The 16,211-nt window shown below is 68.7% G+C and carries 18 protein-coding genes; 12 read left to right on the top strand and 6 right to left on the bottom strand.

The features are described from left to right. Nucleotides 1-2: 2 nt before the first annotated feature. From IE302_RS25200 to corA, 3 genes are all read right to left on the bottom strand, one after another. Entirely contained in the window at nt 3-842 is an 840-nt protein-coding gene (locus IE302_RS25200; RefSeq protein WP_191256963.1) for a ParB N-terminal domain-containing protein, read from the bottom strand. Then, nucleotides 839-1,486 carry a metallophosphoesterase family protein gene (locus tag IE302_RS25195; RefSeq protein WP_191256962.1) on the bottom strand — a complete coding sequence of 216 codons (648 nt, stop codon included), beginning with the start codon at nt 1,484-1,486 and terminating at the stop codon, nt 839-841. The genes IE302_RS25200 and IE302_RS25195 overlap by 4 nt, the downstream gene beginning before the upstream one ends. Before the next feature lie 178 nt (nt 1,487-1,664). Beyond that, on the bottom strand, nt 1,665-2,753 hold the full coding sequence (gene corA, locus IE302_RS25190) for a magnesium/cobalt transporter CorA (protein ID WP_005167582.1): 1,089 nt from the start codon (nt 2,751-2,753) through the stop codon (nt 1,665-1,667). A gap of 324 nt (nt 2,754-3,077) precedes the next feature. On the opposite strand from corA, the gene IE302_RS25185 reads away from it, so the two are divergent. Together IE302_RS25185 and IE302_RS25180 are read left to right on the top strand one after the other, a co-directional pair. Beyond that, nucleotides 3,078-3,581, top strand: coding sequence for a MaoC family dehydratase (locus tag IE302_RS25185; protein WP_034313413.1), 504 nt, complete (start codon nt 3,078-3,080; stop codon nt 3,579-3,581). Nucleotides 3,582-3,615: 34 nt separating this feature from the next. Further along, nucleotides 3,616-4,725, top strand: coding sequence for a DUF2332 domain-containing protein (locus tag IE302_RS25180; RefSeq protein ID WP_191256961.1), 1,110 nt, complete (start codon nt 3,616-3,618; stop codon nt 4,723-4,725). Between the two features lie 104 nt (nt 4,726-4,829). Here IE302_RS25180 and IE302_RS25175 read toward each other — a convergent pair whose 3' ends face one another. Then, nucleotides 4,830-5,258, bottom strand: a complete 429-nt coding sequence (locus IE302_RS25175) for an NUDIX hydrolase (protein WP_191256960.1) — start codon at nt 5,256-5,258, stop codon at nt 4,830-4,832. A 177-nt stretch (nt 5,259-5,435) separates the two neighbouring features. Here IE302_RS25175 and IE302_RS25170 point away from each other — a divergent pair, with 177 nt between their 5' ends. From IE302_RS25170 to IE302_RS25140, 7 genes are all read left to right on the top strand, one after another. Further along, nucleotides 5,436-5,606, top strand: coding sequence for a hypothetical protein (locus IE302_RS25170; protein ID WP_085939772.1), 171 nt, complete (start codon nt 5,436-5,438; stop codon nt 5,604-5,606). A gap of 23 nt (nt 5,607-5,629) precedes the next feature. Further along, on the top strand, nt 5,630-6,190 hold the full coding sequence (locus tag IE302_RS25165; RefSeq protein WP_016331479.1) for a PH domain-containing protein: 561 nt from the start codon (nt 5,630-5,632) through the stop codon (nt 6,188-6,190). A gap of 51 nt (nt 6,191-6,241) precedes the next feature. Beyond that, nucleotides 6,242-7,105, top strand: coding sequence for a PHP domain-containing protein (locus IE302_RS25160; RefSeq protein ID WP_191256959.1), 864 nt, complete (start codon nt 6,242-6,244; stop codon nt 7,103-7,105). After that, nucleotides 7,102-7,731: a MarC family protein gene (locus IE302_RS25155; RefSeq protein ID WP_016331481.1), complete on the top strand. Its 630-nt coding sequence runs from the start codon at nt 7,102-7,104 to the stop codon at nt 7,729-7,731. The genes IE302_RS25160 and IE302_RS25155 overlap by 4 nt, the downstream gene beginning before the upstream one ends. 510 nt (nt 7,732-8,241) lie before the next feature. Beyond that, complete coding sequence (locus IE302_RS25150; RefSeq protein ID WP_191256958.1) at nt 8,242-9,102, top strand: RecB family exonuclease; 861 nt, start codon at nt 8,242-8,244, stop codon at nt 9,100-9,102. Between the two features lie 34 nt (nt 9,103-9,136). After that, entirely contained in the window at nt 9,137-9,481 is a 345-nt protein-coding gene (locus tag IE302_RS25145; protein ID WP_191256957.1) for a hypothetical protein, read from the top strand. Nucleotides 9,482-9,592: 111 nt separating this feature from the next. Continuing rightward, complete coding sequence (locus tag IE302_RS25140) at nt 9,593-10,240, top strand: hypothetical protein (protein WP_191256956.1); 648 nt, start codon at nt 9,593-9,595, stop codon at nt 10,238-10,240. Nucleotides 10,241-10,280: 40 nt separating this feature from the next. Here IE302_RS25140 and IE302_RS25135 read toward each other — a convergent pair whose 3' ends face one another. Both IE302_RS25135 and IE302_RS25130 read right to left on the bottom strand, forming a co-directional pair. Next, a complete protein-coding gene (locus IE302_RS25135; protein WP_191256955.1) occupies nt 10,281-11,675 on the bottom strand; it encodes an Rv3212 family protein in 1,395 nt (464 codons plus the stop codon). Nucleotides 11,676-11,708: 33 nt separating this feature from the next. Beyond that, nucleotides 11,709-13,298 (bottom strand): DEAD/DEAH box helicase, encoded by a 1,590-nt coding sequence (locus tag IE302_RS25130; RefSeq protein WP_191256954.1) that lies wholly within the window; start codon nt 13,296-13,298, stop codon nt 11,709-11,711. 462 nt (nt 13,299-13,760) lie between these two features. Here IE302_RS25130 and IE302_RS25125 point away from each other — a divergent pair, with 462 nt between their 5' ends. The 3 genes from IE302_RS25125 (at nt 13,761) to IE302_RS25115 (ending at nt 16,099) form a co-directional block, all read left to right on the top strand. Continuing rightward, entirely contained in the window at nt 13,761-14,414 is a 654-nt protein-coding gene (locus tag IE302_RS25125) for a ferritin-like fold-containing protein (RefSeq protein ID WP_191256953.1), read from the top strand. Nucleotides 14,415-14,472: 58 nt separating this feature from the next. Further along, entirely contained in the window at nt 14,473-14,703 is a 231-nt protein-coding gene (locus IE302_RS25120; protein ID WP_005167610.1) for a DUF3107 domain-containing protein, read from the top strand. A gap of 115 nt (nt 14,704-14,818) precedes the next feature. Then, nucleotides 14,819-16,099, top strand: a complete 1,281-nt coding sequence (locus tag IE302_RS25115) for a DUF418 domain-containing protein (RefSeq protein WP_191256952.1) — start codon at nt 14,819-14,821, stop codon at nt 16,097-16,099. The last annotated feature ends 112 nt before the right edge of the window (nt 16,100-16,211 follow it).

The raw sequence follows: 16,211 nt of genomic DNA, 5'->3' as shown, positions 1-16,211 counted from the left end.
TGTCAGCGGGATTGTGACCGCACGGCTTCGAAGACCTCGTCGTCCCACCGGTGCGTCCGGATCAGCCGGTACCGTTCGCAGGCGACCCACAGATAGGCCTCGGCGTCCGTGCGCGAGCCGATCAGGTCCGCCTGCCGCAGCATCGCCACCACCGGCACGAACTCCTCGTCGAACCACCGCTGCGCCAGCGTCGCGCGGTCCGAGAAGGTTCCTTCGTCCTGCATCAGCCGGAAACCCCAAGCCTCCACGTGCTCGCCGAGCCGCGCGTAGTCCCACGGATCCGTGAACACCACCGAAGCCCGCGCGTGCCCGGAAAGCGGGACGCGCTCCAGGAACAGCCGCCGGTAGTCCTTCACGATCAGGTCGCCGCGATACCGGATTCCGCTCGGGTCCAGTTTGGTCCGCACCTCGGTGACCATCGCCTCTATTGTGGACAGTCGCATCGCGTGCGCCACCGAAACGCGGTGGTGCCCGTCGATGATGAAATGCAGCTCGCCGACGCGGTACACCTCGATCGGCGGGATCGCTTCGCCGCGCCTGGTGGCGAGCGCCAGCCGTTCCCAGCGTTCGCGGACCCGGCCCGAAGTCGGGCGGAAGCGGCGGTCGAAGTCGCGGCCGCGGTCGACGCTGCCGACGATCGAATCGAGCCGGATCACCCGCGGCCCGATCTTCCGCTCGCCGAGGTAGCCGAGCGCGTCGACCACCTCGTGGAACGGCAGCATGATGTTGACGTCGTCGGGTTCACCGCGCAGCCAGTTCGCCAGCCGCGACAACACCTGACGCCTTCGCGCGCGGAGGAAGTCGTGCTCCGCGTCCGCCCGGGGAAAACCGGTGTCCTTCACAGTAACTCCATGATCCGGTGCCCGACGACGTTGCGGACGGTGGTCCCGCCGATCACCCGGTCCGGCACGGGTTCACCGTGCGGGTGGATGTGCCCGTGCAGCAACCATTTCGGCCGCAACGACTCGATCGTGCGATGGAGGCAGTCGAACCCGCGGTGCGGCGGATCCTCGCGGTCGCCGCAGTGCCGCGGCGGCGCGTGGGTGAGCAGGACGTCGACGTCCCGCCCGTCCCGCCAACGGCGGAACCGGGCCCGGCGCACCAGCCGACGGGCACGCCGTGCCTGCTGGCGCTGCGTCCACTGGTTCGGGCCGTCGTTGTAGCGGACGGAACCACCGAGCCCGGCGAAGCGGAGCCCGCCGACGTCGACGATCCGGCCGTCCGCGTTCACCCCGCCCGCCGGTCCGGGCCACACCGCGGGGAAACCGTCCTTCATGGACAGTCCGCCGTAGCGGGTGTAGCCGGACAGGTCGGGATCGTGGTTGCCCGGGACGAACACGCACGGCACGTCGAGCGCGCTCGCCAGGAATTCGAGGTACGCGTACGGCAGGTCACCGGCGCCGATGACGAGGTCGGCCGGGTGATTGTGGACGGCGGACGTCCACAACCGCTCTTCGACCTCGTCCGCGACGACCAGCGCTTTCACGCGCTCCAGCGTAATGCCGGAGGCGCTATTTGGTGCCGTGCGCGAACGCGGGGTCCTTGGCGATGATCGCGATCACGATGCCCAGCCAGACGAGGCAGAAGGCCAGGGCCCAGAACTTGAGGTTGGTCAGCATCCTTGGCATGAGGAACTCCAGAAACCACCGAAGGGAAGAAAAAGGTCAGAGCCAGCGGTTCTTCCGGAATATTCGGTAGAGCAGGATGCACACGCCGAAGATGATCGTCATCGCCAGCGGGTAGCCGAAGCGCCAATGCAGCTCCGGCATGTAGTCGAAGTTCATCCCGTAGATGCCGGCCAGCGCCGTCGGGACCGCGATGATCGCCGCCCACGCGGTGATCTTGCGCATGTCGGTGTTCTGCTGGAGCGTGATCTTCGCCAGTGTCGCGTCCACCAGGGTGGTCAGCAGCTCGTCGAAGTTCGCGACCCGCTCCGCCACCGTGGTGAGGTGATCGGAGACGTCGCGGAAGTACGACCGGACCTCGTCCGGGATCAGCCGCGTGTAGCCCTCGGCGAGCCGCTGCAGCGGAGTGCCCAGCGGCATGACCGCGCGGCGCAGTTCCAGCACCTCGCGCTTCATGAAGTAGATCTGCTCGGCGCTCACCTTGGAGCGCGGCGCGAAGACGTGCGTCTCCATCTCGTCGATGTCCGACTCGATCGCGGTGGTGACGTCGAGGTAGTGGTCGACGACGTGGTCCGCGATCGCGTGCAGCACCGCGGACGGCCCCAGTTCGAGCCTTTCCGGGTCCTGGTCGAGTTCGCGGCGCAGCCTGGCGAGCCCCGAGTGGTTCCCGTGCCGCACGGTGATCACGAAGTCGCGGCCGAGGAAGGCCATCAGCTCGCCGGTCTCGACGATCTCGTTCGCCGTCGCGGGCGACTCGTGCTCGACGTAGCGGACGGTCTTCAGCACCATGAACAGCGTGTCGTCATAGCGCTCCAGCTTGGGCCGCTGGTGCGCTTCGAGAGCGTCCTCGACGGCCAGTTCGTGCAGGCCGAAGGTCTCCGCGATGCCCTGGATCTGGACGGCGTCCGGCTCGTGCAGGCCGATCCAGACGAACCCGGCGTGCCGCTTGCGCACCTCTTTGATCGCCTCGGCGTGCGTCCAACGGCCGGGCAGGCGCTTGCCGTCCACGTACACAGCGCAATCGACGACGTACGCCGAAAGGGGGACGGGCAGCGGGCGTTCGGGGACGCTCTTGGCGCGGCCGTTGCTCCGGCCGCGAAGGCCGCCGAGCGAGGGAATGGCAGGCATGGGATCTCCTGGGCAGACGTCGTGCGTTGTGCGCGAAGACGACGGGCCAAGCGGTCGGGGGGCCGCTCGGCTAGGCCAGCGTTCCCGGTTTCGTCAGCCCTGCCAGGTGGGGATCCGGCGAGACGTGAAGGCGGAAACGCTGCGACTACTAGGAAGCGGACTATCGCCACTGGACATCGGGTTCCTCACCTCCTTCGGCTCGGCGGACGGTTACGCAGTGGTGTGGGTCGCGTTGACGACCCGACACCAATGGTCGAGGGTACTCCTCAACACGAATGCCTGTCGTCCCAGGCTCACGCCGCGTTACTCGTGCAGGAGGAATGGGTGCAGTTCGGTCGCTATTACGAAGAGTTCGAGGTCGGTGCGGTCTACAAGCACTGGCCGGGCAAAACGGTCACCGAGTACGACGACCACCTGTTCTGCCTCATCACCATGAACCACCATCCGCTGCACCTCGACGCGCATTACGCCGAGGAGACCACCGACTTCGGCAAGAACGTCGTGGTCGGCAACTACATCTACTCGCTGCTGCTGGGCATGTCGGTGCCGGACGTGTCCGGCAAGGCGATCGCGAACCTCGAGGTCGAATCGCTGAAACACGTGAAGCCGACGTTCCACGGTGACACCATCTACGGCGAGACCGAGGTGCTGGACAAGACGCCGTCGAAGTCGAAGGACGATCGCGGCGTCGTCTACGTCGAGACCCGCGGTTACAAGCAGGACGGCACGATCGTGTGTGTGTTCCGTCGCAAGGTGATGGTGCCGAAGCGGTCCTACGGTGACAGCAGGGGCGGCGAACAGCCCGGCCGTCCCGTGCCGCACGAATGACGGCTGTCACGAACGGGGAAGAGGGAGCGCGCCGATGCCCATCGGGCTGGATGAGATCAAGAGCCGCCTGCGGAAGTTCGCGACGGTCGAGGCGGCCGGTGTTTCGCCGTTGTACGAGCACCTGGCGGCGAAGGCGGCCGAGGACGACGACGTCGCCGGGCTGCTGACCGACGCCCGCGGCGGTGACGGTGAAGCACGCGGAACGCTGCTCATGGCGACCGCGCACCGCCTCATCCAGGCAGACCCCATCCACCCGCTCTCGCGGTACTACCCGTCCGTCGGCGGTTTCGACGGCGTGGACTCGGAGACGTGGCCCTTGTTCCGCTCGTTTCTGCTGGAGCGGGCGGACAAGGCGCGCGCGATCATCTCGTCGCGGTACACGCAGACCAATGAGGTCCGCCGGGCCGCGCTGCTCTACCCCGCGGTGACGGCGGCGGCGAAGGAAGCGGGCGGCAAGATCGCGCTCCTGGAGGTCGGTTGTAGCGCCGGGCTGCTCCTCGGCCTGGACAAATACGGCTACCGCTACCAGTGCGACGGTGGCGAACAGCTCACCGCCGGGCCCGCGAAGACCGCCGTCGGCCTGCACTGCGCGTTGGACCTCGCGATCGGCGCCGTCACGCCGAAGGTGCCGAAGAAGCTGACCATCACCGCCCGCGCCGGCCTCGACCGCGCCCCGGTCGACCTCGCGGACGAGGACGAGCTCGCCTGGCTCGAAGCCTGCGTCTGGGCCGACCAGCCGGACCGGATCCGCCTGCTGCGCACGGCCGCGGCGGCGCAGGGCAAGCACCGGCCGGACCTGATCACCGGCGACGCCGTCGACGATCTCGCGTCGGCGGCCGCCACCCTGCCCTCGGACGCTCCTCTCGTCGTGCTGACCAGCCATGTGCTGGCGTACCTGGGGGAGCGGCGGCAGGACTTCCTCGAAGCGCTGCGGAACCTGGCCGCGGACCGGCCCCTGTGGTGGGTCAGCGAGGAGTTCTATGGCGCCGCCCTGAAGCCGCTGGTGCCCGGCAGGACCGATCTGGCCGAACCGGCGGACCAGGCCGTGCTCGGGCTCGTCCGGTGGGACGACGGCGTCCCGGACGTGCGCGCGCTGGCCAGGACGGCTCCGCATGGACAGCGGATGACCTGGCTCCCGGTTTAGCTTTTCGGCACTTCGGACATGTCGGGAAAGCATCGGTGAGGATAATTTTCACCTCACCCGGTGCTTTATCCCCGCGATATTCGCCGAATCGGGCACGGCACGTGTCAGGGCCGCGGCGCGGACCCGGACGGCAGCACCCCCCAGTCGCGGAGAGTGACGAACAGGAGTTCGGCCAGCCGACCGCCTTTGTCGAGTTCGATCAAGGTTTCGGCGTCGATCCACCGCGCGTCCGCGGCGTCGTCCCCGGCACGGAGAGTGCCGCCGGTGACCGCGCAGGCGTAGTCGTGGATGTCGTACGTGCCGCGAAGGGCGTTGCCTACGTATGTGCCCGGTATCACGTCCAGACCGGTCTCTTCGCGCATCTCCCGGATGACGGCCGCTTCGTCCGTTTCGCCTGGTTCCACGCGTCCGCCGGGGATCGACCAGAGTCCACGTCCGGGTTCATTCGCGCGCTGAATCAGCAGAATCCGGCCGTGGTGGTCGTGGACGATGCCGCCGACACAGCGGACGGTGCTGTCCGAAACGGTGTTCATTCCCGAATGGTAGACGCGGGCTTCCTGACAACGGCTGTCCTGTACACGGAGAGTAGCCGTACGGTACACTTCACCTCGCCGGCTGACCCAAGCGCGGGACTTCCCTCCCGTGCCGGTGGAAGGTGCGGTACAAAATGAATAGCCAGTATCCGCAGTCAGTCACCGTAAGAGACAGGATTGATCGCCGTGAACGCGAAAAAGCTACTCACTTTCGCAGGAATCGCGTTGGTGCTGTTCTTCGTGATCGCGCAGCCAGGTCAGGCCGCGGGCCTCGTGGGAAACATCATCGGCTTCCTGCGTGACTCGGCCGAATCGGTGATCACCTTCGTCAGCAACGTCTTCAGCTAGCGGACGGCGGATACTCTATCGGTATGTTCGCCCCACGCGATCCAGACGAGTATCTCCTCGACACCGAGCGACGGGTCATCAGGATCCGCCGCCACTGGGCTGTGCTGTTGTGGGACACCTTCGAGGCGGTGGCCTTGCTGGCCATCTGCGTCCTGGTGTCCTACCTTCTGCCGCCCGCTGCGTGGGTGATCCAGAACATCCTCTGGTACGCCGCGTTGCTCGTCATCCTGCGCTTCGCGTACGTGGTGATGGAGTGGTGGGTCGAGCGGCTGGTGGTCACGGACAAACGCTTCGTGATGACCACCGGCGTCTACACGACCAAAGTGCTGATGATGCCGATCACCAAGGTCACCGACCTCACCTACGAACGTTCGGCGTGGGGCCGGATGATGGGGTACGGGACCATGGTGGTCGAGTCGGCCGGTCAGATCCAGGCGCTGAACCGCATCGACTACCTGCCGAAGCCGGAAGAGTTCTACGACACGATCTCCGAGCTCGTCTTCGGCGACAAGCAGAAGCAGGCCGAGCGCTTCTCGATGATCAAGGCGCAGCGTGCGGCACGCGGCAAGAAGAAGGTCGGTTAGCGCAGGTCCCGAAGTCGCTGTGACCTGGCGCATCCTCGATACTCATCCTTGATGCGCATCGACCTGCACGCCCATTCCACCGCCTCCGACGGTACCGACAGCCCTGCCGGGCTCGTCGCTGCCGCCGCGAAGGCGGGCCTCGACGTAGTCGCGATCACCGATCACGACACCACGGCCGGCTGGGCCCCGGCCGCCGAGGCACTCCCGCCGGGGCTTTCCCTGGTGCCCGGCGCCGAGCTGTCCACGATCTCCGTGGACCCGGTGTCCGGACGGCACGTCAGTGTCCACCTGCTCGCGTACCTCTTCGACCCCGAGTCGGAGGCGGTCGTCGCCGAGCAGACCCGGCTGCGGTCGGAGCGGCGGTGGCGGCTGCGCGTGATGGCCGAGCGGATGGCCGCCGACGGCCTGCCGGTCGATCCCGACGAGGTCATGTCGCTGTTGCCCGAGGACGGTTCGGCCGGACGGCCGCATCTCGCGCAGGCGCTCGTGCGGGCCGGTGTCGTCGCGTCGGTGAACGAGGCCTTCGGCAGCTACCTGGGCAACGGAAGCGGGTACTTCGTGGCGCGGCAGGACACGCTCGTGGAGGACGCGATCGACATGATCGCCGAGGCGGGCGGGGTCACCGTGATCGCGCATCCCTTCGCCTACACGCGGGGCGCGACCATCACCGTCGACGTCCTCGCCGGGCTGGCCGCGCACGGGCTCACCGGCGTCGAGGTCGATCACCCCAACCACGACGAAGAGACCCGGGTACAACTGCACGGGCTGGCGGGGGAGCTGGGGCTCGTGCGCACCGGGTCGAGCGACTACCACGGCACGAACAAGACCATCGATCTCGGCGACGAGACCACCGACCCGCTCGCGCTCGAAGAACTCGTCGCGCGGTCGACCGGCTACCAGGTCGTGACCCGGTGACGATCACGGACTTCTTCGACGCGCGCCTGTTCATGAGCGCGACGATCACGCTGATCGTCATCATGGACCCGCCCGGCACGGTGCCGGTGTTCCTGAGCCTGACCGGCCGCAAGTCGGTGGCGTTCCGCGCCAAGGCCGCGCGGCAGGCGGTGCTGGTCTCGCTGCTGGTGATCTCGCTGTTCGCCGTTGCGGGACAAGCGATCTTGTCCTACCTCGGCATCGGGATCCCGGCGCTGCAGGGCGCGGGCGGGCTGTTGCTGCTGCTCATCGCGCTGCAATTGCTGACCGGGAAGACCGGCGGCGAGGCCGAGGCGGCGGGCGACGACGTCAACGTCGCGCTCGTGCCGCTCGGGACGCCGCTGCTCGCCGGCCCGGGCGCGATCGCCGCGACCATCGTCTTCGTGCGGCAGGCCGATGGTCACGTCGGCGCGTACGTGGCTCTCGCGCTTTCGATCGTGACGGTGCACTTCGTGCTGTACCTGTGCATGCGGTACTCGGGCGTGGTCATCCGGCTGATCAAGGAAAGCGGGATCACGCTGCTGGCGAAGATCGCCGGTCTGCTGCTGGCCGCCATCGCCGTCGAGCTGGTGGCGAACTCGGTGAAGGGCTTCATCTCGGGCACTTGACCGAGGTGGGGGGCGATAGCAAGGGTCCCCTGCTTCTCTCGGGCTCCTGCCGTCTCCCTGGCGCCGTTCCTCGCCGATGCCAGGAACGGCTCTTTCCTTGCAAATTCTGCAAGGAAAGGACCGTTCATTGCGCGGGCTGTCCGTGAAGGCCTCCTTGCCTACCCTGAAGGTAGCGAAGGAGGCCTTCACGGACCCTGGGTCCCTCAAGGAGTCCTTCACGGACCGCCACCTCACCCCAGGAACCCCAAAACCCCCAGCAACCCCACACGTCACGGCGGGTGCGCGTGAAGGCCCCCTTCACGCGGCTCAGCCGAGGAAACTCGCCCTTCACGCCAGGCCCAAGTACATGAAGGGGTCCTTCACGGAGCCAGGCGCAAGCAAGGGGGCCTTCATGTACCGAACCACCGGCGCCCAGACGCGGGCGATAGCAAAGGTCCCTTGCTCTCGTAGGCGGGGATCCCCTCGAAAAGTGTCGGTGGGGGTGCGTAGCGTTGCGGACGGGGTGATCCGATGGAGCAGATTGGTTTCGACTTCGGCGTCGAAGCGCCGCGCAAGCTGACGAAGGTCTCGCCCGCGCGCCTCGCGACGTTCGAAGATTGCCCGCGCCGCTACCGCATGTCGTACCTGGACCGCCCGTCCCCGACACGCACCGGCGCCTGGGCGCACAGCACGCTGGGTGCGGTGGTGCACAACGCTTTGCGGGCGCTGTTCGACCTGCCGGTCATCAAGCGCGTGCCGCAGCGGGCGATGGCGCTCGTCGCCGAGCACTGGAAGGACGCCGGGTTCGAGGACGCCGATCAGGCGGCCCGGTACCGCGCCCGGGCGAAAGGGTGGGTCGCGGAGTACGTCGAGCACAACGACGTCAGTATCGATCCGGTCGGGCTGGAGCGCTGGGTTTCGGCGCCCGTCACGCTCGAACCGGGCAGCGGGCCCAGCCTCATCATCGAGGGCCGCGCCGACCGTATCGACCAGCGCGGCCGGGAACTGGTGATCATCGACTACAAGACCGGCCGTCGCGAGCCGGACGAGTACGAGGCGCGCTCCTCGCAGGCCTTGGCGCTGTACGCGGTCGCGGCCGCCAGGACGCTCCGGACACCGTGCTACCAGGTCGAGCTGCACCACGTGCCCACCGGCACCGTCGCGGCCGCCGAGCACACCGAACAGAGCCTCAAACGGCATCTCCAACGAGCCGACGAGACCGCCGGGGACCTGCGCCTGGCAACGGATACCCTGAACGCCGGCGGCGACGAGGACGTGTTGTTCCCCGCGCGCCCGGGCCGCCGATGCTCGTGGTGCGACTTCCGGCCCAGTTGCGCGGCGGGCCAGGAGGCCGGGCCCGCGGCTCAGCCGTGGGAGTTGCTGGCGCCCTAGATTCCCGAGACCCGACGATTGGACAGGCGAGGACGTGTCGTCACCGGACACCGAAGAACTCGCGACCACGCCGCCACCCGCGGAGCCGGGTGAGCCCGTGGCGCCCGAACGTGGCCGGTTCTGGCGCGGGCTGACCGGTTCGCTCGCGGCCGGGATGGTCGTGCTCGCGGTGATCGTCCTCGCGATCGCCGGGATCTGCCTGTTCACCGATGCCCCCGGGCCCGGGCCGCTGATGCTGATCGGGCATCCGATCGCGGCGGTGGTCGCCTTGCTGGCCCAGCGGGTCGCCGATACCCGCAACGGCCGCGTCGCGGGCTACGCGGGAGTTCTGGTCGTCGCGAGCGTGACAGCGGCTCTGAGCCTTTTCTGGTGGAACTGACGGCAGCAAACTGCCAAACGACCGGAAAAGGGCCCCGGTCCGGCGAAACTTTGAACTCACTGGGCGCGTCTCAAGCACGTCGCCGCACAGCGAGGACGAAAGGCGCCGCTGATGACTTACCCACCCCAGCCAGAACAGCCCCAGTACGGCCAAGGCGGGCAGCAACACCCGGAGCAGCAGCAGTACCCGCAGGCCGGTTACGACCAGAGCGGCGCGTACTCCCAGCAGCCTCAGCAGCAGTATCCCGGCTATGGCCAGCAGTACCCCGGTCAGTACCAGCAGTACGGACAGGGTTTCGGCGGGCCGCCCGCGCCGCCGAAGAAGAGCAACACCGGTCTGCTGGTGGGCATCGCCGCCGCTGTCGTGGTGCTGGTGACGCTGGCCATCACCGGGTTCGCCGCTCCTGGCTTCTTCCTCGGTGACGACAAGGCCGACAAGGCGTCCGGCCCCGAAGCGACCGCGCAGGCGATCGTCGACGGCATCAACGCCCACGACCGGACCGCGTTGACGGCGCTCAAATGCAGCACTGCGGAGAAGGACGTCACGCAGGCCATCGAGCAGGTCGGCGAGGTATCGAGCGCCACGCTCGGCGAGATCACGAAGGTCTCCGAGACCGAGTACACGGTGGGCGTCACGGTGAGCGTCGAAGGACGATCCCGCACCGCCTCCGGCACCCTCGCCAGCGAGGGCGGCAACTGGTGCTGGAAGGAAATCGGCCGCCTTCGCAGCACGAAGACCTCGACCTCGACGACGCGCTGACGTCCGGCGATAGCAAGGGACCTTTGCTATCGCCTGCCGGTCACTTGAGGGCGACCAGGGTGGGACCGCGCTGCTCCAGCAGCACCGGCCCGACCGACGAGAGCTGCACCGGGCCGCGGTAACCGCGACGGTCGATGCCGACGGTGCGGATCGTGGTGCCGGACTGCTCGTCGAGCACGGCGAGCCCGCCCTGGATCGGCACGACCAGCTGTTCCCCGAAGGTCACACCAGGACCGGCGGAGCTGTTCAGCGTCCAGCGCGGAGTGAGGTCGTCCCGCGAGAACGCCATGGTCTTCGAGCCGGTGAACCAGTAGACGCCCTGCGCGGTCCACGAAGTCGTCATGATGCCGCCTTCCGGATCCTGCGCGAGGTCCGCGGCGGGCACGTCGAGCGGGTACGCCGACTTCTGCGTGCCGTCGCCGCCGTAGATGACCAGCAGTTTCTGTTCGGGCAGCACGATCAGCGCGAGATCGCCGGACATCGCGACGACTTTCGCGTTCTTCCCGGCGAGGACGGTGCTGTAGTCGACCTTCGGGTCGTCGGCTTCGTCGTTGGTCGCGCGGTAGACGGTGAACCGGTCGGCCGGATCGCCGGGGCAGCGTTCGATCACGCCGATCTTCCCCGCCGCGGCGGCCACCGTGCCGTAGGTGCAGCCCGTCCTCGGCTGCTTGTTCGCGTTCACGATGGCCGGGACCTGGCCGTACTCCATGCTCTTGACCAGGTCGTCGCGCCAGGTGTTGAGCAGCTTCTTGCCGGTCGTGGTGACGTGCGAGCCGTCGACGACCAGCCGGGTGCCGAGTTCGGCGTCGCCGTTGCGCTGCGCGGTGCGGCGCCCGGTCCCCGCGTCGAGCTGGGTGACCTCGCTGCAGCCGGTGTCCTTGCGGTACACCGCGTCCACCTTGACCCCGGCGAGCGCGACGGTGCACAGCTCGAGATCGCGGGAATAGCGCCAGCGGACGTCGCCGGTGTTCGGGTCGCGGCCGAGGACCTCGCCCTGCTCGGCGGTGACGACGCTGTTGGCCTCGCCGATCGGGACGGGCGTCGACGAACTCGGCGCCTGCCACAGTTCGGTCAGCGAGCCGGGGACCTGCGCCGGTGCGGGCGGGAGCGCGGGCGGCAGGGTGGCGGCGACCTGCGTGACCGTCGCCGCGCTGTCGCTGTTCACACCGATGACGACGCCCGTGACCGCGACGAGGGCCACGATCGCCGCGGCGATCACGCGATCCCGTGTGCGGTTCCACGGCGAGCGCCGGGCGCGTTTCCCGGCCAGCGGCGGCTTGGTGTCCGCCACCGGCGCGGGATCGGCGTCCAGCACGTCTTCCGTGCCGATCGAGGCCGTCGTGTCCGGCTCGACGCCGTTCGACGTCTGCTCGGGTTCGGCGGGCACGGGCCGCGCCGGATCCTCGTCCGGCGCGGCGTCCCAGCGTTCGCTCACGTGCCCTTGACCCCCACGTCCGCGGATGAAAGCTCAGTCTGCCGACGCAGGTGTATCAGAAGTCGCCGACGGACGGCGACGGCGGCGTCGGCGAGCCGGACGCTCGGCGCTGTCGCCTGCCTCCTTCTCGACCGCCGGACCGCTGACCTCCGGGCTCGGCTTCGCGCCACCACGGCTGCGGCGACGGGTCCGCGTACGGCCCTCCGAAGCACCCTCGGTCTCGGTGCCTTCCGCCGAAGCGGCGGCCGCGGCGTCGGCCGCCTCGATCTTGGCGGCCGCGTTGGCGCCGCCGCGGGTCCGCTTGCGCGGCGCGCGGTTGCGCTTGCGGGGAGCCTCTTCGTCCTTCGGGCCCTGGCCGCGGCCCCGGCGCTTACCGCCCAGGTCCTCCTCGGCCTCGGCCGAAAGACCGGCGCGGGTCCGCTTCGACAGCGGGAGGCGCCCGGTGGTGCCCTCGGGGATGCTCAGGTCGCTGAACAGGTGCTTCGACGAGGAGTACGTCTCGACGGGCTCCGGCTTGTCGAGGCCCAGGGTGTCGGAGATCAGCTTCCAGCGCGGCTCCTCGTCCCAGTCGACGAGGGTGATCGCGACACCGGTGCGCCCCGCGCGGCCGGTGCGGCCGATGCGGTGGACGTAGGTCTTCTCGTCCTCCGGCGTCTGGTAGTTGATCACGTGCGTGACGTCGTCGATGTCGATGCCGCGGGCGGCGACGTCGGTGGCGACCAGCACGTCGACCTTGCCGGAGCGGAACGCGCGCAGTGCCTGCTCGCGGGCGCCCTGGCCCAGGTCACCGTGCACGGCGGCGGCCGCGAAGCCCCGCTCGACGAGGTCGTCGGCGACCTTCTGTGCGGTGCGCTTGGTGCGGGTGAAGATCATCGTCAGGCCGCGGCCCTCGGCCTGCAGCGCGCGGGCGATCAGCTCGGGCTTGTCCATCGAGTGCGCCCGGTAGACGAACTGGGTGGTGCGCTCGTGGATGGCGCCGGCGTCGTTCTCCTCGGCGCGGATGTGCGTCGGCTGGTTCAGGAACGTGCGGGCCAGCGTGATGATCGGCCCCGGCATGGTCGCCGAGAACAGCATCGTCTGCCGCGCGTCCGGGACCATCCGCAGGATGCGCTCGATGTCGGGCAGGAAGCCCAGGTCGAGCATCTCGTCGGCCTCGTCCAGCACCAGGCCGCGGATCTTGCCGAGCACCAGGTGCTGCTGCTCGGCCAGGTCCAGCAGGCGGCCCGGGGTGCCGATGACGACGTCGACGCCCTTGCGGAGCGCTTCGATCTGCGGCTCGTACGGGCGGCCGCCGTAGATGGCCAGCGTGCGGATGCCGAGGTGTTTGCCCGCGCCCTTGAGGTCGTTCGCGACCTGGATGCACAGCTCACGGGTCGGCACGACGACCAGCACCTGCGGGGTGCCGTCGCCGGGGACCTCGACGCGGTGCAGCAGCGGGACGCCGAAGCCCAGCGTCTTGCCCATGCCGGTGCGGGCCTGGCCGATCAGGTCGTCGCCCGCCATGGCCAGCGGCAGCGTCAGCGCCTGGATGGCGAAGGTCCGCTCGATGCCGGCCTCGCCGAGGGCCTTCACGATCTCCGGCTTGACGCCGAAGGAGGCGAAGGTGGGGGATTCGGGTTCCACCGGCGCGCCCGCCTGCAGCGGGTGCGACGTGTCCAGCGCGGCCGGGCCTGTCTCGCTGTGCTCCAGCGCGACGGCGGCCGGGACGCCGGTGGTGGTGTTCTGTTCGGTTGTGGTTTCGTTCGTGGTCAGGGTGCTCGCCTCTCTCGTGACCAGCGCGCACTGCCCTGGTCACCGATCGACACTCGACCACGAAAATTCGCTCGGCTCCGCGCTACTGGCGCTGAAGCGGCCCTTCGTGGGAATGCCGCAGGATGGCGTGCACGCACATCATTCTTGTGCTGACCGGGGCCGCACCGGCTGTCCTTCAGCCGCAGCAGCACCCCGATCCGGGACGGAAGATCCGTCGTATCCGGCCGTCAGTGTACCTGGTCTGCGGTTTTAGGAAAGTCCCCGCCGCGCCGGGCAGGGTGGGATCGGTCTCTTCACCGCCCCGAAGGTGTGTTCGGCGATACTCTTTCCGCCGTGACGGAGGCAAAGCAGATCAGTGAAGGCGTAGTCGATTTGCTCGGCGTACTCGCCTATGGGGAATTGTCCGCATTCGATCGCATGGCCGAGGACGCGCGCACCGCGCCGACGCTGGCCGGACGGGCCGCGCTGGCGTCCATGGCGGCCGCCGAGATCGGGCACTACGACCTGCTCGCCAAGCACCTCGCGGGGCACGGCGTCGCGATCGAGGACGCGATGCGGCCGTTCGTCGGGCACATCGACGCCTGGCACGCCTCCACGGCGCCGCGCTCCTGGCTCGAGTCGCTGGTGAAGGCCTACGTCGGCGACGGGCTCGCGGCGGACCTCTACCGCGAGATGGCCAGCTGGCTCGACCCCGAGACCAAGGATCTGGTGCTCACCGTGCTCGCCGACACGGGGCATTCGGCGTTCGCCGAGCGTGAGGTCGCGGCCGGGATCGAGGCCGACCCGAAGGCGCGGGACAAGCTCGCGCTGTGGGGACGCCGCCTGCTGGGCGAGGCGCTGACGCAGGCCCAGTACGTCGTCGCCGAGCGGGACGGGCTCGCCGAGCTGATCGTCGAAGGTTCGGGCGACCTTTCGGGAATCGCCGCGCTGTTCCGCCGGTTGCAGCAGGGGCACACCAAGCGCATGCAGGTGCTGGGGCTCGGCTGAGGCCTTCGGCTAGCCTTGGCGGACCAGTGAATTTCGAACTTTCAAGCGGAGGTCCCACGTGGAGGTCAAGATCGGCATCAAGGACACGCCGCGAGAGCTCGTGGTGTCCAGCAGCCAGTCGCCCGACGAGGTCGAGGAACTGGTCGCGAACGCCTTGAGGGCCGGCGACGGGATCTTCCGCCTCGACGACGAAAAGGGCCGCAAGTACATCGTGCCCACCGACCGGATCGCCTACGTGGAGATCGCGCCGTCGGACGTCCGCAAGGTCGGTTTCGCCGTCGGTGGCTGACCCGATCGGGTCATAGTCGCATGTCACAGTGGCGTCACCGCTGCGTCTCAGCTCGCTCTCAGATTTGATCGTCACGCTAAGGCGGGGACGGTCAGGGGGCTAGCCGAGAAATGAGGTGGACGGCGTCACTGTGATGGACCGCGCGCTGCTCGACGGCGTGCGAACTGTTCCCGGACAAGGCAAACGGGTCGCGGGGCGGCTGACCGGCATCGACGTCGCCCGCGGCCTGGCCGTACTCGGCATGTACGCGGTGCATGTCGGCCCCGAACCCGCCAAAGGCGGCGTCGGGGTGCTGTTCAAACCGTTCGAAGGCCACTCCGCGGCGCTGTTCGCGGTGCTGGCCGGTGTCTCGATCGCGCTGATGTCCGGCGGGCGCCGCCCGAAGGTGGGGCGCGACCGGACGCGCGTCGCGCTCAAGCTGGCGACCCGCGCCCCGCTGCTGGTGGCGCTGGGGCTGTGGCTGACCAGCCTCGAGACCGGCTACATGGTGATCCTGGCCTACTACGGGGCCTGTTTCCTCTTCGCGATCCCCTGGCTGCGCGCGGGCGCGAAGGCGCTGGCGATCGCGGCGGTCGTCGTCGCCGTGGCGGGCCCGCTGCTCTCGCATCTGATCCGGATCCAGCTGCTGCCCCGTGACCTGCTCTTCTTCGCGCCGGACCTGACCGCGGACGACGTCACGTCGACGGGGCTGCTGAAGGCCGCGACCGTCCTCGTCCTGACCGGGACCTTCCCCGCGCTGACGCTGATGGCGTACGTGTTCGCGGGGATGGCGATCGGGCGGATGGACCTGACTTCGCGCAGCGTGTGCCGCCGGCTGTTCTTCGGCGGTTCGGCGCTCGCGGTGGGCGGCTACCTCGTGTCCTGGATCGCGACCGGGCCGCTCGGTGGCATGCAGGCCGTTTACCGGTCACTGGAACCGGCCGCCGCGCAGATGGGGATGACGCCGCAGGAGTTCTTCCGGCTGCACCAGACCTGGATCCACGGCACGCCGCCGACCACCAGCTGGGCCTGGGAGCTGCTGCCGACGGGGACCTCGTACACGCCGTTCGACCTGCTGATCTCGATCGGGATCGCGGCGGCGGTGATCGGGGGCTGCCAGCTGCTGATGCCGAAGTTCGAGAGAGTGCTGCGGCCGCTTTCGGACCTGGGCGGGCGGGTGCTGAGCGCGTACGTGCTGCATTTCGTGGCGATCGCGCTGCTGTGGGACGAGAGCGACGGCGACTCGATCTTCAGCGTGCTGCACTTCGTCGAGTTCTCGGTGGTGGCGCTGACCGCCGCGGTGCTGTGGCGGAAGTTCGTCGGGCGCGGCCCGCTGGAATGGGCGATGAACAAGCTGTCGAGCTGGCCGAAGTACCTGGTGCCGCGCGCTGAGGTGCCCGCTCAGCGGCGAGGCTGAAGCTTTGTAGCGCGTGAAGGCCCCCTTCCCCTTGGGTTCTAGCGGTGGTTGCAACACCTGAGTTGTTCAGGGGTTGTGTGTTGTTCGAGATCCGCAGGGACAGGTCGCCTCA

Source organism: Amycolatopsis oliviviridis (assembly GCF_014654365.1).
GTDB classification, from domain to species: domain Bacteria; phylum Actinomycetota; class Actinomycetes; order Mycobacteriales; family Pseudonocardiaceae; genus Amycolatopsis; species Amycolatopsis oliviviridis.
Note: the sequence above shows the minus strand (reverse complement) of the source record. Positions and strands in the feature narration are given on the sequence as shown.

Bases quoted from the DNA above. Each gene is read 5' to 3' on its own strand.
- corA (WP_005167582.1), bottom strand. From the start codon at position 2,753: ATGCCTGCCATTCCCTCGCTCGGCGGCCTTCGCGGCCGGAGCAACGGC.
- IE302_RS25180 (WP_191256961.1), top strand. From the start codon at position 3,616: ATGCCCATCGGGCTGGATGAGATCAAGAGCCGCCTGCGGAAGTTCGCG.
- IE302_RS25175 (WP_191256960.1), bottom strand. From the start codon at position 5,258: ATGAACACCGTTTCGGACAGCACCGTCCGCTGTGTCGGCGGCATCGTC.
- IE302_RS25165 (WP_016331479.1), top strand. From the start codon at position 5,630: ATGTTCGCCCCACGCGATCCAGACGAGTATCTCCTCGACACCGAGCGA.
- IE302_RS25160 (WP_191256959.1), top strand. From the start codon at position 6,242: ATGCGCATCGACCTGCACGCCCATTCCACCGCCTCCGACGGTACCGAC.
- IE302_RS25150 (WP_191256958.1), top strand. From the start codon at position 8,242: ATGGAGCAGATTGGTTTCGACTTCGGCGTCGAAGCGCCGCGCAAGCTG.
- IE302_RS25140 (WP_191256956.1), top strand. From the start codon at position 9,593: ATGACTTACCCACCCCAGCCAGAACAGCCCCAGTACGGCCAAGGCGGG.